Origin of the sequence: Bradyrhizobium icense (assembly GCF_001693385.1) — a bacterium.
Classification (GTDB): domain Bacteria; phylum Pseudomonadota; class Alphaproteobacteria; order Rhizobiales; family Xanthobacteraceae; genus Bradyrhizobium; species Bradyrhizobium icense.
In genome coordinates, this window is sequence record NZ_CP016428.1 from 578,559 (window position 1) to 596,614 (window position 18,056).

The following is an 18,056-nucleotide window of genomic DNA, read 5'->3' on the forward strand; positions in this document are numbered from 1 at the left end:
GGCGAAAAGGAAATCGACGATGGACCGGACGATCCGCCCGCTGGTGATTATCGCTGCCTTCGCCGCGAGCCTCGCGATCGGGCTGACGATCATGCTGTGGGTAACGGGCGGCCTGCGAACGGTCACGGCGCCGGCTGCGATCGGCGGGCCGTTTCAACTGACCGATCAGGCCGGCCAGACCGTCACCGAGAAGAATTTGAAGGGCAGGCCGACACTGATCTTCTTCGGCTTCACCCATTGCCCCGACGTCTGCCCCACGGCGCTGTTCGAGATTTCCGAAGTGCTGAAAGCGATGGGCAGTGACGCCGACCGCGTCAACGCCTGGTTTGTCTCCGTCGATCCCGAGCGTGATACGGCGGCTGCGATGAAGGACTACCTCTCCAGCTTCGATCCGCATCTGAAGGGGCTGACCGGCACGCCGGACGCTGTGGCGAAAGTGCTTTCGGCCTACCGGGTCTATGCCCGGAAAGTCCCGCTCAAGGACGGTGATTACACCATGGATCACACCGCGCTGATCTATCTGATGGATCGCGACGGCAATTTCGTAGCGCCCTTCAATCTGAAACGGACGCCGGAGGAAGCCGCTAAGGATTTGAAGCGCTATCTCTGAGCGGCAAGCTGGCCCAGAAAGGGCGAAAACGGCCTCGCATCGCGGGCCGGATGGTCTATAAGGCCGTGAAATTCCGCAAAGCCATTGCCGAAGATGCCATATCTTAACGTCCCGCTAACCAGTGCAAGGCTGCATCGAACCATCAGCGCGTGGCTGGTCGGGGTGTCGATCGTATCAGCGTTGACGGCTGTCGGCGGCAATGCGGCGCAGGCTCAAACCCAACCCCGCCCGGCGGTGGAGGCAGCCCCACAGGCGGTGCCCGGCTTCTGGGACCCGCGGCGTCGTCCGGACCGGCCGGACATGTCGCGCCTGACGGTAATCCGGTTCCTGACCGAGACGGACTATCCGCCGTTCAACTTCACCGGTCCTGACGGCAATCCCGCCGGCTTCAATGTCGATCTGGCGCGCGCGCTGTGCGACGAGATCAAGATCTCCTGCACCGTCCAGATGCGCCGGTTCGAGACGCTGGTCGACGCCATCACCAGCAACCGCGGCGACGCCATCATCGCCTCCATGGCGGTGACGCCGGCCCTGCGCGCCCGGCTCGACTTCACCGATCCCTATTACCGCGCGCCGGCGCGCTTCGTGTCACGGCGCGAAGCCGTGATGCCGGAAGTCCGCCCCGAATACCTCGAAGGCAAAAAGGTCGGCGTCATCGCGGGCACATCGCACGAGGCCTATCTGAAGGCGATGTTTACTGACGCCGAGATCAAATCCTATCCGAACGACGACGCGCTGCGGCTGGCCCTCAGGCGCAGCGAGGTCGACTTCATCTTCGGCGATGCGATCTCGCTGGCGTTCTGGATCAACGGCACCGATTCCGCCGAATGCTGCGCGTTCTCGGGCGGGCCCTTTGTCGAGAGCCGCTATTTCGGCGAGGGCATCGGCATCGCCGTCCGCAAGGGCAACGATTTGCTGCGGACGTCGCTGAACTGGGCGCTGTTCCGGATCTGGGAAAAAGGCCGCTTCACCGATCTATGGCTGCGGTATTTTTCGATCAGTCCGTTTTGAGGCCGTCATTTTGCATTTTGCCGCGGAGGCGCTAGTTTCCGCGGCTTCCGGAGAGAGCCTTTAAAGATGTCCGTCATCGATCTTGCCGCCAGCCCGAGCGATTTGCGCGTGCTCGCCGAACAATCCAACGCCTGGCCGTTCGAGCAGGCCAAGGCCATTGTCGCGCGGCTGAAGAAGAACCCGAAGGACGAGGTGCTGTTCTCGACCGGGTACGGCCCGTCGGGACTGCCGCATATCGGTACCTTCGGCGAGGTCGCGCGCACCACCATGGTGCGCCATGCCTTCCGCGTGCTCACCGAGGACAAGATCAAGACGCGGCTGTTGGCGTTTTCCGACGACATGGACGGCCTGCGCAAGGTGCCTGACAACGTCCCGAACAGGGAGCTTCTGGAACAGCATCTCGGCCGGCCGCTGACAAAGGTGCCCGATCCGTTTGGCACCCATGACAGTTTCGGCGCGCACAACAATGCGCGGCTGCGCGCGTTCCTCGATACGTTCGGCTTCGACTACGAATTCGCCTCTTCGACCGACTACTACACGTCGGGCAGGTTCGATGCCGCGCTGTTGCGCATGCTGGAGCGGCTCGACGCCGTCATGAAGATCATGCTGCCCAGCTTGCGCGAGGAACGCGCCGCGACCTACTCGCCGTTCCTCCCGATCTGCCCGCGCACCGGCATGGTGCTGTATGTGCCGATCGTGGAGCATGATGTGAAGGCCGGCACGGTCTCCTATGACGATCCCGAGACCAGGGAGCGGGTCACCGTTCCCGTCACCGGCGGGCATTGCAAGCTGCAATGGAAGCCGGACTGGGCGATGCGCTGGTTTGCGCTTGGCGTCGACTACGAAATGGCCGGCAAGGACCTGATCGACTCCGTGAAGCTGTCGGGCAAGATCTGTGCAGCGCTCGGCGGCACGCCGCCCGAAGGATTCAATTACGAGCTCTTCCTCGACGAAAAGGGCCAGAAGATTTCCAAGTCGAAGGGCAACGGGCTCACCATCGACGAATGGCTGCGCTATGCCTCGCCGGAATCGTTGTCGCTGTTCATGTATCGCGAGCCGAAGGCGGCGAAGCGGCTGTACTTCGACGTCATCCCGCGCAATGTTGATGACTACCAGCAGTTCCTCGACGGCTTCACGCGGCAGGATGCCAAGCAGCAGCTCGCCAATCCGGTCTGGCACATCCATTCCGGCAAGCCGCCCAAGGCCGACATGCCCGTCACGTTCCAGTTGTTGCTGACGCTGGTGTCGTCGTCGAACGCGGAAAACGCCGAGACGCTCTGGGGCTTCATCGGCCGCTATCGCCCGGGCGTGACGCCGCAGGCGCATCCGAAGCTCGACGCGATGGTCGGCTACGCCATCAACTACTACCGCGACTTCGTGGCGCCGACGAAGCAATTCCGCGAGCCGACCGACAGCGAGCGCGCCGCGCTGCAGGATCTGCGCGACGCGCTGTCGCAATTGCCGGCGGGCTCGAGCGCTGAGGATATCCAGAGCGTGGTCTACGAGATCGGCCGCCGCGAGCCGTTCCTCGATTCTGTCAAGAAGGGCAAGGACGGCCGGCCCGGCGTCTCGCTCGACTGGTTCAACATGCTCTACCAGGTGCTGCTCGGCCAGGAGAAGGGCCCGCGCTTCGGCTCGTTCGTCGCGGTGTACGGCGTGACGAATGCCGTGAACATGATCGATGGCGCGCTCGCAAGGAGTGCGTAGCTCTCTCCGTCGTCCCTAGCGAACGCAGGGACCCATAAGCCACCGGCCTGTGTCATCGGCTTCGCTGTGGCTCCAGCTTGAAGCAAGCAACGAACACCTGTGGTTGGTCCCGGCTCAAGGCCGGGACGACACCGGAGGGTTTGGCTGCTGCCGCGGCCCCGCAAACCGGGATGGCAGGTCCGCCGCAATTTCAGCCGCGGCCTGCGCCGGATTGCGCTAGACTGCTGCGCATAACAGCCGTCAAAGCCTCCGCCGAGGGGCAGGCAACAAGCGGATCAGGGAGAAAGCTCATGCAGTTCAGGGTTTCGCCACAGACGCTCAGCGAGTATAGCGCCGAGGAATGGCAGGCGCGGGTCGATCTTGCCGCCGCGCACCGGCTGGCCTTCATCCAGGGCTTTTCCGAAGGCATCTTCAACCATCTGACCTTCGTGGTGCCGGGCAAGAGCGACCGCTACTACCAGATTCCGTTCGGGACGCACTGGTCCGAGGTCACCGCGTCCTGCTTCATGGAAGTCGGGATCGACGACGGCGAGGTCAAACGCGGCGAGGGCGAGGTGGAGCGCTCCTGCTATTGCATCCACGCGCCGATCCACAAGGCGCTGCTGCAGGCGAAGGCGGTGTTTCACACCCACATGCCGCATGCCAGCGCGCTCACGCGGCTCGAAGATCCCCGCATCAAGGAGATCGGTCAGACCGAGGTCGGGCTGTCGGGCGCCATCGCCTATGACGACGAGTACGCTGGACCCGCGCTCGATCCCGCCGAAGGCGCGCGCCTTGCCAAAGTGATCGGCGACAAGACCGTGCTGTTCATGGCCAATCACGGCATCTCCACCGTCGGCGCCACCGTCGCCGAAGCCTATGACAAGCTCTATTATGTCGAGCGCGCGGCGCAGGTGCAGATCTATGCGATGTGGACCGGCCAGAAGCTGAAGCAGTTGCCCGCGCCCGTGGTCGAAAAGACGCGGCGCGATTACATGGATGATCATCTCTACAAGGGTCCGACGCCGGCGCAGCGACATTTCGATGCCTTGAAGCGGATGTTGGACAGGAAAGAGCCTGATTACGCGACGTAAGTTCGCGTCGTAGTCTTCCCGTCGTCCCTGCGAAAGCAATGCGAAAGCAGGGACGACGATAATTGTTACGGCGCATCCACCGGCAGCACAGTAATCTCCGGCCACAGCGCCTTCCATCGCTTCGCTTTGGCCGCATAATTCGCCGCGGAAAAATTCGCGCCCGGATTCGGACGTACGATCATGCCGGCGACGTCGCCGTAGCCGTTCGGCGCATAGACCTCATACCCTTCGCGCGTGCGCCGGATTCCGATCTGCGTATTCCTGGTCAGGAATCGGTCGATGCCCTCGGTCGAGCAACCCAACGGCGGGTAGGGCAGGCCATGTTTCTCCGGGTACCAGAGATGCACGCGCGCCTGGTTGCGTGCCTCGACCGCGACGCCGGTTCTTGCAAACCGCTCCGCCAGCGCGCGGATGACGGCATCCTCGGCTTCCCACGATGTATCGGCATCGAAATAGAACACGTCGTAATCGTTGATGCCGTAATCGACGGCGCGCCTGGTCAGGACGTTCCACACGGTCTGCACCAGGCAGCCGGAGACCAGCCACGCGTCGGGGAGCGAGAGTCGAAACAGTTCCTCGGTGATGATTTGGTTGGCGGGGTTGCGCAAGGCGGCGGTGAGGAATTGGTCTCTATCCATAGCCACGCCGCCGTAACCCATCAATCCTCATGGTGAGGAGGCGCGAAAGCGCCGTCTCGAACCATGTGGCCCCGCTGGTGCCATTCATCGTCGAGACGCACGCTGACGCGCTCCTCGGGATGAGGTCTGACGATGGCCATGGTGGGCACGGCGCAAAGGCGCCTTTGCCTACCCTGCTTCCCGCTCAATGCACCGAGGTAAAAAACCGCGCCAGCCGGAAACCCGAGGGCCAGGTCCACACCGGCTGGCTGCGCATGCCGAGATCCCACGAGCCGACAACGGCATCGGCGCGGCCGATCAGATTGTCGATCGGCAGCAAGCCCACGCCACCGTCGCGCACGGCGACGCGGCTGTCGGCGGAATTGTCCCTGTTGTCGCCGAGCACGAACAGTTGGCCCGGCGGCACCGTCACCTCGGGCGTGTTGTCGAGCCTTCCATTGTCGCGCATTTTGAAAATGGCATGGCTGACGCCGTTTGGCAGCGTCTCGACGAAGCGATAGGCCCGTTCGGTGTTGCCGCGATCGTCTTCGGCCCGGCCTACGCCGTCCGGCTTCAGCGTCGCCGCATGGTCGTTGATGAAGAGCTGGCCCTGCCGCATCTGGATGCGGTCGCCCGGCAATCCCACCACGCGCTTGACCCAGGCCTGCGAGCGATCGCCCGGCCAGCGGAACACGACGACGTCGCCGCGCTTGGGCGTATCGCCGAACAGGCGGCCGGTTTCGGGCAGCGTGATCTGGATCGGCAACGACGCTGCGCCGTAGCCATAGGGAAATTTCGACGCGAGCAGCGCGTCGCCGATCAGAAGCGTCGGCTCCATCGAGCCGGACGGCACGTAAAACGGCTCAGCCAGCGCACCCTTGGCGACGAACACGACGGCAACGATCGCCGCCAGTTGCACCGCCTGGGCGCGCCAGCTCGCTACCTTGCCGAGAGCAGCGTTCTTTTGATCGCCTGCCAGTTTCTCGTCGCTCACTAGCCTGTTCCTCCGACCGTGATCTTTTCCATCCGCAGCGTCGGCTGACCGACGCCGACCGGCACGCCTTGGCCGTTCTTGCCGCAGGTGCCGATGCCGGTATCGAGCGCCAGATCGTTGCCGACCATGGTGATTCTATGCAGGTCGGTCGGCCCGTTGCCGATCAGCATCGCGCCCTTCAAGGGCGCGCCGAGCTTGCCGTTCTCGATTTTGTAGGCTTCGGTGCACTGGAACACATATTTGCCCGAGGTGATGTCGACTTGGCCGCCGCCGAAATTGGCGGCATAAACGCCGTTCTTAACGGAAGCGATGATTTCCGCCGGATCGCGCTCGCCGGCCAGCATATAGGTGTTGGTCATGCGCGGCATCGGTACATGGGCATAGCTCTGGCGGCGGCCGTTGCCGGTCGGCTTCATGTTCATCAGCCGCGCATTCTGCCGGTCCTGCATGTAGCCGACCAAAATGCCGTCCTCGATCAGCACGGTGCGGTTGGTCGGCGTGCCCTCGTCGTCAATTGAAAGCGAACCACGCCGCGAGGCGATGGTGCCATCGTCGACGACGGTGACTCCCTTGGCTGCGACCTGCTTGCCCATCAATCCTGCGAAAGCGGACGTCTGCTTGCGGTTGAAGTCGCCTTCGAGGCCGTGACCGACCGCTTCATGCAGCATCACGCCGGGCCAGCCGGCGCCCAGCACCACGTCCATCTCGCCGGCAGGAGCGGGCACCGATTCCAGATTGACCAGCGCCTCGCGGATCGCGCCGTCGGCAGCCTCGCGCCACGCCTTGGTCTCGATGAAGCGTGCATACCCCTCACGGCCGCCATAACCCTTGCTGCCGCTTTCCTGCCGGTCGCCTTGCCCGGCAACCACGGAAATATTCACGCGCACCAGCGGGCGGATGTCGCGATAGCTTTCGCCGTCGGGCCGCAAAATCTCCACCACCTGCCAGGTGGCGCCCAGGCTGATGGACGCCTGCCGCACCCGCGGGTCCTTGTCACGGACATAGGCATCGATCTCGGCCAGCAGTTTTACCTTCGCCTCGAAGCCCGGGGCGTCCAGCGGATTCTCGTCGCCATAGAGCCGCACATTGGTATGCAGCGGCGCCGCGGCAAAATTGCCGCTGTATCCGCCGCGCACGGCGGCCACGGCATCGGCCGCACGGATCAGCGCCGGCAGCGACACGTCGGAGGAATGCGCATAACCAACCGCATCGTCCTTCACCGCGCGCAGGCCAAAACCCTGCGAGGTGTCGTAGGTCGCCTGCTTCAGCCGGCCGTTGTCGAAGCCGAGCGCTTCAGTCTGGCCGTATTCCAGAAACAATTCGCCGTCGTCGGCGCCCGCCAGCCCCCGCGTGATCTCGCGTCTGACGGCATCGCGGTCGAGATTGGCGCGGTCGAGCAGGGAGGTTGTGGCGGGATTGGTCATTGGCGCTCCAGTACGATCAAATTTCTTCGTCGTCCCTGCGTTCGCGGGGACGACGATGGCTTGAAGATAGTCATGGCCGCAACGAAAGGGGAGGCCCCTCACGGCATCTTGTCGTATCCCTTCACACCGCCCGTTAAGGCCGGACGGGGCTTAAAGGGTGCACACTCCGCCGTTCCCTCTTGAAGTTCATGCTCTCTCGTTTGGAGGTCATGGCGCCGAGCGCGAGGGGTGGTCGGGCGCACCGGTGCGTCGGCCTTCGGCGCCGTCATCCGCAACAGACGGATTGGACTCCAGCCTGCCATGCGCATTGGCCCAGCGGGACAGCTCGTCGAACACGGGTTTCAGGTCCTTCGCCGCAGGCGTCATCTCGTATTCGACACGCGGCGGCACTTCGGGAAACACGGTGCGCTTCACCAGGCCTTCGTTTTCGAGATCGCGCAATTGGGTGGTCAGCATGTGCTGCGTCACGTCGGGAATGGCGCGCCGCAACTCGCCGAACCGTCGCTTGCCACCGACCAACTGCCAGAGGATTTCGCCCTTCCACTTGCCGGAGAGCACGCGAAGGGCACGCTGAAGCTGCGGTGCTGCGGGGCATTCGGACGGTGCCGGCTCATTAGTCTGCTTTTTCATACTACACCAGAAAAATCATCCTACTTGTCAATTTCATCTTAGTACCGAATTTTGGTTTTGAAAGCCTCGGTCGCCTTGAGCCTTTGACACACTAAGGCCTGGCGCCTTCGCGGCCGGGGGCCGTTTCTCAAACTTTCGGGAGTTTTCGATGTCGGACGTTGCTGTGCCCGCCGAGCGCCGTTGGACCCATGTTGGCGTATGGATTGTCAGGGGACTGCTGGCGCTGGCCTTTCTGGGGGCCGGAGGCATAAAGCTCTATGGCGCGCCGATGATGGTGGACGAGTTTCACCACATTGGGCTCGGCCAATGGTTTCGCTATTTGACCGGTAGCCTCGAGGTCATCGGGGCAATCCTGCTGCTGCTTCCACGAAAGGCCGGCTTCGGTGCGCTGCTGCTCATCTGCATCATGATCGGCGCGGTGATCACACACTTGTTCGTCATCGGGGGATCGCCGATACCGGCAATGGTCCTGCTCGCGCTCAACGCGCTCGTCGCCTATTCTGAGCGGGGGGAGATTGCGTCCCTCGCCAGGGCTTTGTGAAGCCACGGCGATGCGCCTGTCTCTCCGCCAGGTAGCCAATTGGGTCGGGCTGGCGCTGACCTTCATAGTGCCGCTGGTCGTGACCCTGATGCTGACCGATCCAGGTTCCGCCGTATCGAAACCGGTGGCGAAGCCTGCTCCGCCGGCGCTGCATCGGCTGGTGCTGCCGATCAATACCGACGATCCCGCCACGATGCGGGCTTTGATCTCGACTTCGCTCAACCTCCCCAAATATTATCAGGAGCGCAACGAACCGTTCATGATCGAGGTCGTCGCCTACAACGCCGGCGTTCACATGTTCCGTGCCGACACGTCGCCGGTGAAGGATATGCTGCAGGTGGTACGGGCGGTAAACCCGAACATTCGCTTCGTGGTCTGCGACGCGACGAAGCAGGGCATGCAGCGCAGCGAGGGCCGTCCGATCACCTTGATTGACAACGTCGATCTGGTGCCGAGCGGGCCCGGACGCATCATCGAATTGCAGGAAGCCGGTTGGTCCTACATCCGGTCATGACAAGCGGACACACACTATGACGCCACATCGCGGGCTAACACGCCGCACGGTCGTTGCAGGGCTGCTCGGGGCCGGCGCCGCGCTGTCGGCTGCATCCAATCGCGCCCGGGCCGAAGGTCCGCCGCCATTCGCCACCGTCCGGCATCAGTTCATCCAGCTCCGTGGCGCGAGGCCTGTCCCGTCCGTGCCGATTCCGCGTCTCTCCGGAGGCACGATCGATTTGACCTCCTTGAGAGGGAAGGTGGTGCTCGTCAATTTCTGGGCAACCTGGTGTCCGGCTTGCCGGATCGAACTGCCGATGCTGGACAGGCTGACGGCGAGCGGCGTCAGGGATCTCGTGGTGATTGCAGTCGCAACGGATCGCGACCGTTCGGTCGTTGCCCCTTTCGTGAAAGCGCTGAAGCTCCGGCGTCTCGCGATCGGGCTTGATCCGGAAGGACTTCTGGCAAAAGCTGGTGCAAGCAGCCAGGCCGACACGCCGTTCGCGCTCTATGGCATGCCCATTACCTTCTTGATCGGCATCTCCGGGCAAGTCGAAGGCTATATCAGCGGTGAGGCAGACTGGCTTTCCATCGAGGCGCGCCGGCTGCTCGATTACTACGCCAGTGCCGGTTAAGTTGATCGGCCGGATCTTGCGCAGCTATCGGCCCGCCATCACGGCAGCTTGTCATAACCCTCGCCGAGCCCGTTCAGGCTGAGCGGGAAGCCGATGCCTTCTTCGGGCGTCTCAAAAATAATAAACGTCGCCGTCTTGGCGCCCCGGAGCTGACCGAGCAGCTTCTCGTCCATCACCACCTCGGCGACACAGCCGTTCGGCAGGCATCGCACGAATCCGGCGCGGCCGACGTCCTGGTTGTCGAGCTTGAGCCCGAGGCCGGAGGGCAGCAGCACGCCGAGAGGGGCGACCACCCGCATCAGCTTGCTCTTCTGGTCGGCGGTTTTCAGCACGATCACGGTGAGGCCGGCGTTGGAGCGGTCTTCCGCCACCACGCTCTGGATCAGGGCGCATTGCTCGCCTTGGGCGCCCGGCGGGGTGTCGCAGCGGATCTGCCAGTCGCCATGGACCGATCGCACCGCGCCTTGCGCGCTCGCCGCTTGGGTCAGGCCGAGCAGGAAGGCCACGGCGAGCAGGCCGCCGAGCCAGCGGGCCGGTTCCAGGCGATATCCTGCCTGATGTCCTCCCGTCTGATGTTTCGAACGCCCCATCCGGGTCGATCCTCTCACGATTTCCGGCAGCGCCGGCAGCATAGATTGTAACTGGACTTACCCGGACTGATACGCAATGACGGCGCCTTGAAGGCGGTCAGAGAGCCAATCGCGCCATCGAGGACCTCCGGGCCCAAGCGAATCAGATCGCTCGGGAGCGCCGTGACTGTGCCTACATCCGGCAATCGGGCTGTCAAGCGGCGCGAGCCTGCCAAACGGCAGGTTTTGCCTGATTTGTCGGGAAAATCCGGCGTCCGCCGAATAGCAGGTGACGCATGGCTTTGCGCCCCACTACTGCATTGCGAGAGCCTTAGAATTATGGTTTGAGAGGCTGGATTTCGACGCGTTCTAACGATCTGGCCCGGGGTACGGCAGCAACATTGTTGCAGGTACTTTCGAAGGTGTACTTCCAAAAGTACCTCCGGTAGGCCGTTTGTGAGGGCGGATCGTGCGGCATTTCCGGCCATCCGGCGGAAGTGCTTTGGGGATTTTTTCTAAAGGAGCGCGAGCGGCATGAAGATGTCGAAGGGCCTGATGGGCCGGCGGTTGCTGGGGTTGGCGGTAGCGGGCATGGCGCTCGTCTCCGGCGGGACGGCTTTTGGGCAGCAGCCAAAGCCGTGGGAAATCACGCTGCAGGAGGCCGCCACCCCGGTGATGGAAAACATCATCAGCTTCCATAATTTGCTGCTGGTGATCATCACGCTGATCACCCTGTTCGTGCTGGCGCTGCTCGTTATCGTGGTGGTGAAGTTCAACGCCAGGGCCAATCCGGTCCCCTCGCGGACCACCCACCACACGCTGATCGAGGTGGCCTGGACGCTGATCCCGGTGCTGATCCTGGTCGGCATCGCGGTGCCGTCGTTCCGCCTCCTGTTCCAGCAGCTCGACGTTCCCAAGGCCGACCTGACCGTCAAGGTCACCGGCAAGCAGTGGTATTGGAGCTATGCCTATCCGGATAACGGCAAGTTCGAGTTCGACTCGCTGATGGCGCAGGACAAGCAGCCGCGCCTGCTCGGCGTCGACAACGAGATGGTGGTGCCGGTCAACAAGGTGATCCGGGTCCAGACCACCGGCGCCGACGTGATCCACGCGTTCGCGGTGCCGTCGTTCGGCATCAAGATCGACTCCATCCCCGGCCGTCTCAATGAGACCTGGTTCAAGGCGACCAAAACCGGCATGTATTACGGTCAGTGCTCGGAATTGTGCGGCAAGGACCACGCCTTCATGCCGATCGCGGTCAAGGTGGTGAGCGATCAGGAATTCGCGGAGTGGGTTGAGGCGGCGAAGAAGAAATATGCGACCAACCCGGCGAACACCTACGCCTCGGCTGGCGGCCAGGCCGCGCAGTAAGGCGCGGGCCAAGGGACAAGCAAGGGACAAGGGCGACGGGACCTGAAAAGGTCCGCAAAGGGACTGCAAGGCAGGATTACAAAATGGCAACGACCGCAGCGACACACCACGATCACGCCCATGATGACCATGCGCATGCCAATCCGACCGGATGGCGGCGCTGGCTCTATTCGACGAATCATAAGGACATCGGCACGATGTACCTTATCTTCGCGATCTTCGCGGGCATCATCGGGGCTGCGATGTCGATCGCGATCCGCATCGAGCTGATGTATCCCGGCGTCCAGTTCTTCCACGAGTCCCACACCTACAATGTGTTCGTGACCTCGCACGGCCTGATCATGATCTTCTTCATGGTGATGCCGGCGATGATCGGCGGCTTCGGCAACTGGTTCGTGCCGCTGATGATCGGCGCGCCCGATATGGCGTTCCCGCGCATGAACAACATCTCGTTCTGGCTGCTGCCGGCGTCCTTTGCGCTGCTGCTGATGTCCACCTTCGTCGAGGGTGAACCGGGCGCCAACGGCGTCGGTGCGGGCTGGACCATCTACGCGCCGCTGTCGACCTCGGGCCATCCGGGACCGGCGGTCGACTTCGCGATCCTGTCGCTGCACATTGCCGGCGCCTCGTCGATCCTCGGCGCCATCAACTTCATCACCACGATCTTCAACATGCGCGCGCCGGGCATGACCCTGCACAAGATGCCGCTGTTCGTCTGGTCGATCCTGGTGACGGTGTTCCTGCTCTTGCTGTCGCTGCCGGTGCTCGCCGGCGCCATCACCATGCTGCTCACCGACCGCAATTTCGGCACCACCTTCTTCTCCGCCGACGGTGGTGGCGATCCGGTACTGTTCCAGCATCTGTTCTGGTTCTTCGGCCACCCCGAAGTGTACATCCTGATCCTGCCCGGCTTCGGCATGATCAGCCAGATCGTCTCGACCTTCTCGCGCAAGCCCGTGTTCGGCTATCTCGGCATGGCCTACGCCATGGTCGCGATCGGCGGCATCGGCTTCGTGGTGTGGGCGCACCACATGTACACGGTCGGCATGTCGTCGGCGACGCAGGCCTATTTCGTCGCCGCCACCATGGTGATCGCGGTGCCGACCGGCGTGAAGATCTTCTCCTGGATCGCCACGATGTGGGGCGGCTCGATCGAATTCCGCACGCCGATGCTGTGGGCGATCGGCTTCATCTTCCTGTTCACGGTCGGCGGCGTCACCGGCGTCGTGCTGGCGAATGCCGGCGTCGACCGCGTGCTGCAGGATACCTATTACGTGGTCGCGCACTTCCACTACGTGCTGTCGCTGGGCGCGGTGTTCGCGATCTTCGCGGGCTGGTACTACTGGTTCCCGAAAATGTCCGGCTACATGTATTCGGAAACCATCGGCAAGCTGCACTTCTGGGTCACCTTCATCGGCGTCAACCTGGTGTTCTTCCCGCAGCACTTCCTCGGCCTGTCGGGCATGCCGCGCCGCTACATCGACTATCCGGACGCGTTCGCCGGCTGGAACCTGGTGTCCTCGGTCGGCTCGTACATTTCGGGCTTCGGTGTGCTGATCTTCATCTACGGCGTCGTCGACGCCTTCATGAAGAAGCAGGCGGCTGCCAACAATCCGTGGGGCGCCGGCGCCACCACGCTGGAATGGACGCTGACGTCGCCACCGCCCTTCCACCAGTTCGAAGTGCTGCCGCGCGTGCAGTGATTGTTATTCGCGGCGCGCGACCATTGCGCGCCGCGGCTTTCGTGAAGCGAGATGAATCTTGTCGGTAGTCGACCATAACGCCATCGATGTTCATCCTCGGATTTCCGAGGCTGATGTCGGTGACTACATCGCGCTGTTGAAGCCGCGGGTGATGTCGCTCGTGATCTTCACCGCGCTGGTCGGCTTCGTCATTGCGCCGGGCCATGTCCATCCGGTCATCGCCTTCACCTCGATCCTCTGCATTGCGGTCGGGGCCGGCGCCTCGGGCGCGATGAACATGGCCCTGGAAGGCGATATCGACGCTCTGATGACGCGCACCGCCAACCGGCCGATCCCGCGCGGACGCATCACGAGCGCGGAAGCGATGGCGTTCGGCCTGACGCTGGCCTTCTTCTCGGTGATCACGCTCGGCGTCCTCGTCAACTGGCTCGCCGGCGGGCTGCTGGCGTTCACGATCTTCTTTTATGTCGTGATCTACACCATGTGGCTGAAGCGCTCGACCGCGCAGAACATTGTGATCGGCGGCGCCGCCGGCGCGCTGCCGCCGGTGGTGGCGTGGGCCGCGGCCACCGGCTCGCTGTCGATGGAGCCGGTGCTCCTGTTCCTCATCATCTTCTTCTGGACCCCGCCGCATTTCTGGGCGCTGGCGCTGTTCCGCAGCGACGACTATGCCCGCGCCGGCATTCCGATGATGCCGGTGGTCGCCGGGCCCGATGCGACGCGGCTGCAAATCCTGCTCTACACGGTCGTGCTGGTCGCGATCGCGGCGGCGCCCTGGCCGCTCGGCTATTTCGACGCGGTCTACGGCATAACCTCGCTCGCGCTCGGCGCCGGCATGATGTGGCTTGCTATCGAGGTCTACCGCCACCGCGAGGGCAAGCGGGCGGGCCGCGCCACCCGCCGGCTGTTTGCCTTCTCGATCCTCTATCTGTTCGCGCTGTTTGCGACGCTCCTGCTCGAGGTCGTGATCCGCGCCATCGCACCTCTGGTCGGGTAGGGGGCGCATGGAACGCATATGGACGACAAGCGCAAGCCAGATGGAATCGTGCTCACCGAGGCGCAGAAGCGAAGCCGCCGTCATCGCTCGATCGCCATTGCGCTCGCGCTCGGCGTCCTGGTCGTGCTGTTCTTCGCGGTCACCATGGTCAAGGGGCCGGGCGTCCTCGTCCGTCCGTTGTGATTGAGATGCAGAACGAGCCGCAGATCAGCGAGGGCAGGGCGGAAGGCGAGAAGGTCGCTTCGCGCCGTACGCTGACGCGCGATGCGGCGGTGGCCTCGATCTGCGGCCTCGTCGTGGTGCTGATGGTCGGCGCGTCCTATGCCGCCGTGCCGTTCTACAACTGGTTCTGCCGCGCCACCGGTTTCAACGGCACCACCCAGGTTGCGACTTCGGCGCCGTCTGACGCGCCGCTGGAGCGCAAGATCTCGGTGCGGTTCGATGCCAATGTCGGTCCCGGACTGCCCTGGAAATTCGAGCCCGAGCAGAACGAGGTCGAGGTTCGCATCGGCGAGGTCGTTACCGTCTTCTATACCGTGACCAACCAGGCCGCGCGCGCCACGGCCGGCGTTGCCGCCTACAACGTCGCGCCGCTCACCGTCGGCGCCTATTTCCAGAAGATCAACTGCTTCTGCTTCACCGAACAGACCATGGGCCCCGGCGAGAAGCGCGAGATGCCCGTGGTGTTCTACGTGGATCCGGCGCTGGCGAAAGACAGCGAGAACGACGCACTGAAGACGATTACGCTGTCCTACACCTTCTATCCCGTGCGCGAACCGGCGCCGAAGCCGCTCGCAGCCGGCGAAGGCGACAAGCGCAAGGGAAACCTGTGACGATAAACCCATGACCGCCGGATCGCGTATCTGACGAGATTTCGGATTTGAAATTTGAGACGAATACGTGCCGACGGGAACGGCACACCTAACGGAGAGACCGCAATGGCTACGGCGCACGCGAAGCACCACGACTACCACCTCGTCGATCCGAGCCCGTGGCCGGTCGTCGGCTCGATCTCGGCCTTCATCATGGCGGTGGGTGCGATCGCCTGGATGCATCACATGTTCGCCGCCGCCCCGATCGTCTTCGGCGTCGGCACCATCGGCGTGCTCTACACCATGGCGAGCTGGTGGGGCGACGTGATCCGCGAAGCCCAGTACAAGGGCGACCACACCCGCGTGGTGCAGATCAGCCACCGCTACGGCATGATCCTGTTCATCGCCTCCGAAGTGATGTTCTTCGTCGCCTGGTTCTGGGCGTTCTTCAATTCCGCACTGTTCCCTGCCGATGCCGTCCACGCCACCCGCGACGCGGTGTTCGGCTGCGGTCCGGGCACGGCTGCCGGCGCCTGCAACGTGCCCGGCACCTGGCCGCCGAAGGGCATCGAGACCTTCGACCCCTGGCACCTGCCGCTCCTCAACACGCTGATTCTGCTGACCTCGGGCACGACAGTGACCTGGGCGCACCATGCGCTGCTCGAAAACGACCGCCAGGGCCTGAAGTACGGCCTGATCCTGACCGTGCTGCTCGGCGCCGCCTTCACGTGCGTGCAGGCCTATGAATACGCCCACGCCTCCTTCAGCTTCTCCGGCAACATCTACGGCGCGACCTTCTTCATGGCGACCGGCTTCCACGGCTTCCACGTGCTGGTCGGCACCGTGTTCCTGCTGGTTTGCCTGTTCCGCGCCTATGCCGGCCACTTCACGCCGAAGCAGCATCTCGGCTTCGAATTCGCCGCCTGGTACTGGCACTTCGTCGACGTGGTGTGGTTGTTCCTGTTCATCTGCATCTATGTCTGGTTCCGCGGCGCGGGGCCCGTGGCCGGCCACTGATGCAGGCTTGACGTGCTAAAAGGGGGCGGTCGGAAGGACCGCCCCCTTTTTCTTTCTTCCAGGCTCCGGATGCTGCGCAGCCCGCCGCGTTGCGGCGTGCCGCGCTGCCGATCCGGGGCCCATCGATGGAATAGATGATGGACCAGACGCAACCCACACTAACCCAGAGCGCGCTCCGCGGCCTCGCCTGCCGCTGCCCGCGTTGCGGCAAGGGCAAGCTCTACGCGGGCTTCCTCGACCTGCGCCCGAATTGCGAAGCGTGCGGGCTCGACTACGCCTTCATCGATTCTGGCGACGGCCCTGCGATCTTCATCATCATGCTGGCTGGCGCCATCGTGGTCACCGCTGCCCTGATCGTCGAAGTCAGATATCAGCCGCCGTTCTGGCTGCATGCGGCGCTCTGGCTGCCGCTGATCGCCGCGACCACGCTTCTGCCGCTGCGCTCGATGAAGGCGCTTCTGATCGCGCTGCAATTCCATCACAAGGCGGCGCCCGGCCGGTTGATCGACCGCGAGCCGAAATGACCGGCCTTTCGTCGCGGCGGCCGGCGGTCGCCGGCTTTGCCATCTTCACGCTGTTGATGGTGGCGGTCTTCGCGGGCCTCGGAATCTGGCAATTGCAGCGCCGGGTCGAGAAGCACGCGCTGATCGCGATGCTGAACGAGCGGCTCGCCGCCGCGCCCGAGGCGCTGCCGGCGCAGGCGCAATGGAATACGCTGACGCCGGCCAAAGACGAATTCCGCCGCGTCAGCTTCACCGCGACCTACGCGCCGTTGCCGGATGCTATGGTCTACAGCGCGGGCTCCGCGGTGCGCGAGGACGTCTCCGGTCCCGGCACCTGGGCCTTCCTGCCGGCCCGTCTCGCCGATGGCAACACCATTGTGGTCAACACCGGCTTTGTGCAGAACACGATGCAGGACCGCGCCCAGCAGGATCGCGCCGTGAGACGGCTCATCACCGGTGACCCGGTGCAGCTCACCGGCTACATGCGTTTTCCCGAAAGCGCGGGCACGCTGACGCCGCCTGAGAACATGGCAAAGCGGCTCTGGTTCAACCGCGATCATCTTGCGATGGCGCGCGCGCTCGGCTGGGACGAGGTCGGCAAGGCCGTCGCGCCGTTCTATGTCGACCTGGAAACGCCTGCACCCGAAAACGGCATTCCGAAGCCCGGGCCGCTTTCCGTGCATCTCAAGGACGATCACCTGCAATACGCCATCACCTGGTTCACGCTGGCCTTTGCAGTCGTCATCGCGTTCGGCGTGTGGTGGCGCGCGCAGCGCCATGCCTGAAGTTCCATCCCCGTAGTCGTCCGGACTAGTTGCCGGAACCTTTGTTCCGCAGAATCGTTTCGGTTCCACGGTGAGTTCCGGATCATAGGCCGTTCAGTGTCCATTCACGACGATCGCCATAATCCGTCAGCCCCGTCAGCACTCGGGACGAGGTGTGGCAACATGGATGCGATCACGGAATTGGCGGATGATTTCGATCAAGTCGCATTAGTGATCGATTGGTTGGACGCGTGCCGCAATCGCGACCTCGCGACATTGCTCGACCTCTATGCGGATGACGCGAAGGCCGAATGCCGGTGCGGCGAGGTCAAGCTCAGTGACGGCCGCGCCGGGCTCGAAGCCTATTGGCGGCCGCGTCTCGATGCGATCGCACCCACCGCATTCGGGCTCGAGGAAATCACGCCGACCGCCGAGGGCGTCGTGCTTGATTACCTGAGCCACGAAGGCGAGCCCGTCCGCATCGCATTCACTTTTTCGCGTGACGGCAAGATCCAGCGGACCATCTGTGCCCCTTCGGGCCGGGCCTTGTGCCGGGAAGCTGCCGACGTTGAGGGCGGCTGAC

21 protein-coding genes are annotated in these 18,056 nt (G+C 63.6%); 16 read left to right on the plus strand and 5 right to left on the minus strand.

Annotated features, from left to right (window positions below):
- Window positions 1–19 precede the first annotated feature (19 nt).
- The 4 genes from LMTR13_RS02785 (at window position 20) to LMTR13_RS02800 (ending at window position 4,401) form a co-directional block, all read left to right on the plus strand.
- The gene (locus LMTR13_RS02785) at window positions 20–610 is read left to right on the plus strand and encodes an SCO family protein (protein ID WP_065726573.1); all 591 of its coding nucleotides are present in this window, start codon (window positions 20–22) and stop codon (window positions 608–610) included.
- Window positions 611–703: 93 nt separating this feature from the next.
- Window positions 704–1,621: a transporter substrate-binding domain-containing protein gene (locus LMTR13_RS02790; protein WP_065726574.1), complete on the plus strand. Its 918-nt coding sequence runs from the start codon at window positions 704–706 to the stop codon at window positions 1,619–1,621.
- 66 nt (window positions 1,622–1,687) lie between these two features.
- Window positions 1,688–3,328 (plus strand): lysine--tRNA ligase, encoded by a 1,641-nt coding sequence (locus LMTR13_RS02795; protein WP_065726575.1) that lies wholly within the window; start codon window positions 1,688–1,690, stop codon window positions 3,326–3,328.
- Window positions 3,329–3,618: 290 nt separating this feature from the next.
- Window positions 3,619–4,401, plus strand: coding sequence for a class II aldolase/adducin family protein (locus tag LMTR13_RS02800; RefSeq protein ID WP_065726576.1), 783 nt, complete (start codon window positions 3,619–3,621; stop codon window positions 4,399–4,401).
- Between the two features lie 65 nt (window positions 4,402–4,466).
- Here the strand turns inward: LMTR13_RS02800 and LMTR13_RS02805 are convergent, their stop codons facing one another.
- The 4 genes from LMTR13_RS02805 to LMTR13_RS02820 all read right to left on the minus strand — a co-directional run bounded on the left by LMTR13_RS02805 (window position 4,467) and on the right by LMTR13_RS02820 (window position 8,066).
- Complete coding sequence (locus tag LMTR13_RS02805) at window positions 4,467–5,039, minus strand: nucleotidyltransferase family protein (protein ID WP_065726577.1); 573 nt, start codon at window positions 5,037–5,039, stop codon at window positions 4,467–4,469.
- Window positions 5,040–5,223: 184 nt separating this feature from the next.
- Window positions 5,224–6,012, minus strand: coding sequence for a signal peptidase I (lepB, locus tag LMTR13_RS02810; protein WP_418219751.1), 789 nt, complete (start codon window positions 6,010–6,012; stop codon window positions 5,224–5,226).
- The gene (gene tldD / locus LMTR13_RS02815) at window positions 6,012–7,436 is read right to left on the minus strand and encodes a metalloprotease TldD (RefSeq protein ID WP_065726578.1); all 1,425 of its coding nucleotides are present in this window, start codon (window positions 7,434–7,436) and stop codon (window positions 6,012–6,014) included. The genes lepB and tldD overlap by 1 nt, the downstream gene beginning before the upstream one ends.
- A 207-nt stretch (window positions 7,437–7,643) precedes the next feature.
- Window positions 7,644–8,066, minus strand: coding sequence for a winged helix-turn-helix transcriptional regulator (locus LMTR13_RS02820; protein ID WP_065726579.1), 423 nt, complete (start codon window positions 8,064–8,066; stop codon window positions 7,644–7,646).
- A gap of 148 nt (window positions 8,067–8,214) precedes the next feature.
- Between LMTR13_RS02820 and LMTR13_RS02825 the strand changes: the two genes are divergently transcribed.
- Genes LMTR13_RS02825 through LMTR13_RS02835 form a run of 3 tightly spaced genes read left to right on the plus strand, consistent with a single transcriptional unit; the run spans window position 8,215 to window position 9,737 of the window.
- Window positions 8,215–8,607 carry a DoxX family protein gene (locus tag LMTR13_RS02825; protein WP_065726580.1) on the plus strand — a complete coding sequence of 131 codons (393 nt, stop codon included), beginning with the start codon at window positions 8,215–8,217 and terminating at the stop codon, window positions 8,605–8,607.
- Between the two features lie 10 nt (window positions 8,608–8,617).
- A complete protein-coding gene (locus tag LMTR13_RS02830) occupies window positions 8,618–9,121 on the plus strand; it encodes a DsrE family protein (protein WP_065726581.1) in 504 nt (167 codons plus the stop codon).
- 16 nt (window positions 9,122–9,137) lie between these two features.
- Entirely contained in the window at window positions 9,138–9,737 is a 600-nt protein-coding gene (locus LMTR13_RS02835) for a TlpA family protein disulfide reductase (protein WP_065726582.1), read from the plus strand.
- Between the two features lie 38 nt (window positions 9,738–9,775).
- Here the strand turns inward: LMTR13_RS02835 and LMTR13_RS02840 are convergent, their stop codons facing one another.
- Window positions 9,776–10,327: an invasion associated locus B family protein gene (locus LMTR13_RS02840; protein WP_418219783.1), complete on the minus strand. Its 552-nt coding sequence runs from the start codon at window positions 10,325–10,327 to the stop codon at window positions 9,776–9,778.
- A 513-nt stretch (window positions 10,328–10,840) separates the two neighbouring features.
- Here LMTR13_RS02840 and coxB point away from each other — a divergent pair.
- The 9 genes from coxB to LMTR13_RS02885 all read left to right on the plus strand — a co-directional run bounded on the left by coxB (window position 10,841) and on the right by LMTR13_RS02885 (window position 18,055).
- Window positions 10,841–11,677, plus strand: a complete 837-nt coding sequence (gene coxB / locus LMTR13_RS02845) for a cytochrome c oxidase subunit II (RefSeq protein WP_065726583.1) — start codon at window positions 10,841–10,843, stop codon at window positions 11,675–11,677.
- A gap of 83 nt (window positions 11,678–11,760) precedes the next feature.
- Complete coding sequence (gene ctaD, locus LMTR13_RS02850) at window positions 11,761–13,380, plus strand: cytochrome c oxidase subunit I (RefSeq protein WP_065726584.1); 1,620 nt, start codon at window positions 11,761–11,763, stop codon at window positions 13,378–13,380.
- 58 nt (window positions 13,381–13,438) lie between these two features.
- Window positions 13,439–14,377, plus strand: a complete 939-nt coding sequence (locus tag LMTR13_RS02855) for a heme o synthase (RefSeq protein WP_065726585.1) — start codon at window positions 13,439–13,441, stop codon at window positions 14,375–14,377.
- Between the two features lie 18 nt (window positions 14,378–14,395).
- Window positions 14,396–14,560, plus strand: coding sequence for a CoxF protein (locus LMTR13_RS02860; RefSeq protein ID WP_065726586.1), 165 nt, complete (start codon window positions 14,396–14,398; stop codon window positions 14,558–14,560).
- A 5-nt stretch (window positions 14,561–14,565) separates the two neighbouring features.
- Window positions 14,566–15,210 (plus strand): cytochrome c oxidase assembly protein, encoded by a 645-nt coding sequence (locus LMTR13_RS02865; RefSeq protein ID WP_065726587.1) that lies wholly within the window; start codon window positions 14,566–14,568, stop codon window positions 15,208–15,210.
- 105 nt (window positions 15,211–15,315) lie between these two features.
- Window positions 15,316–16,206, plus strand: a complete 891-nt coding sequence (locus LMTR13_RS02870; RefSeq protein WP_065726588.1) for a cytochrome c oxidase subunit 3 — start codon at window positions 15,316–15,318, stop codon at window positions 16,204–16,206.
- A 137-nt stretch (window positions 16,207–16,343) separates the two neighbouring features.
- Complete coding sequence (locus LMTR13_RS02875) at window positions 16,344–16,730, plus strand: DUF983 domain-containing protein (protein ID WP_236843268.1); 387 nt, start codon at window positions 16,344–16,346, stop codon at window positions 16,728–16,730.
- Window positions 16,727–17,494 (plus strand): SURF1 family protein, encoded by a 768-nt coding sequence (locus tag LMTR13_RS02880; RefSeq protein ID WP_065726590.1) that lies wholly within the window; start codon window positions 16,727–16,729, stop codon window positions 17,492–17,494. Before LMTR13_RS02875 ends, LMTR13_RS02880 begins: the two co-directional genes overlap by 4 nt.
- Before the next feature lie 162 nt (window positions 17,495–17,656).
- Complete coding sequence (locus tag LMTR13_RS02885; protein WP_065726591.1) at window positions 17,657–18,055, plus strand: nuclear transport factor 2 family protein; 399 nt, start codon at window positions 17,657–17,659, stop codon at window positions 18,053–18,055.
- Window position 18,056: the final 1 nt, after the last annotated feature.

Coding starts and splice junctions, on each gene's coding strand:
- LMTR13_RS02785 (WP_065726573.1), top strand. CDS start 20: ATGGACCGGACGATCCGCCCGCTGGTGATTATCGCTGCCTTCGCCGCG.
- LMTR13_RS02790 (WP_065726574.1), top strand. CDS start 704: ATGCCATATCTTAACGTCCCGCTAACCAGTGCAAGGCTGCATCGAACC.
- LMTR13_RS02795 (WP_065726575.1), top strand. CDS start 1,688: ATGTCCGTCATCGATCTTGCCGCCAGCCCGAGCGATTTGCGCGTGCTC.
- LMTR13_RS02800 (WP_065726576.1), top strand. CDS start 3,619: ATGCAGTTCAGGGTTTCGCCACAGACGCTCAGCGAGTATAGCGCCGAG.
- LMTR13_RS02805 (WP_065726577.1), bottom strand. CDS start 5,039: ATGGATAGAGACCAATTCCTCACCGCCGCCTTGCGCAACCCCGCCAAC.
- tldD (WP_065726578.1), bottom strand. CDS start 7,436: ATGACCAATCCCGCCACAACCTCCCTGCTCGACCGCGCCAATCTCGAC.
- LMTR13_RS02820 (WP_065726579.1), bottom strand. CDS start 8,066: ATGAAAAAGCAGACTAATGAGCCGGCACCGTCCGAATGCCCCGCAGCA.
- LMTR13_RS02825 (WP_065726580.1), top strand. CDS start 8,215: ATGTCGGACGTTGCTGTGCCCGCCGAGCGCCGTTGGACCCATGTTGGC.
- LMTR13_RS02830 (WP_065726581.1), top strand. CDS start 8,618: ATGCGCCTGTCTCTCCGCCAGGTAGCCAATTGGGTCGGGCTGGCGCTG.
- LMTR13_RS02835 (WP_065726582.1), top strand. CDS start 9,138: ATGACGCCACATCGCGGGCTAACACGCCGCACGGTCGTTGCAGGGCTG.
- LMTR13_RS02840 (WP_418219783.1), bottom strand. CDS start 10,327: ATGGGGCGTTCGAAACATCAGACGGGAGGACATCAGGCAGGATATCGC.
- coxB (WP_065726583.1), top strand. CDS start 10,841: ATGAAGATGTCGAAGGGCCTGATGGGCCGGCGGTTGCTGGGGTTGGCG.
- ctaD (WP_065726584.1), top strand. CDS start 11,761: ATGGCAACGACCGCAGCGACACACCACGATCACGCCCATGATGACCAT.
- LMTR13_RS02860 (WP_065726586.1), top strand. CDS start 14,396: ATGGACGACAAGCGCAAGCCAGATGGAATCGTGCTCACCGAGGCGCAG.
- LMTR13_RS02865 (WP_065726587.1), top strand. CDS start 14,566: ATGCAGAACGAGCCGCAGATCAGCGAGGGCAGGGCGGAAGGCGAGAAG.
- LMTR13_RS02870 (WP_065726588.1), top strand. CDS start 15,316: ATGGCTACGGCGCACGCGAAGCACCACGACTACCACCTCGTCGATCCG.
- LMTR13_RS02875 (WP_236843268.1), top strand. CDS start 16,344: ATGGACCAGACGCAACCCACACTAACCCAGAGCGCGCTCCGCGGCCTC.
- LMTR13_RS02880 (WP_065726590.1), top strand. CDS start 16,727: ATGACCGGCCTTTCGTCGCGGCGGCCGGCGGTCGCCGGCTTTGCCATC.
- LMTR13_RS02885 (WP_065726591.1), top strand. CDS start 17,657: ATGGATGCGATCACGGAATTGGCGGATGATTTCGATCAAGTCGCATTA.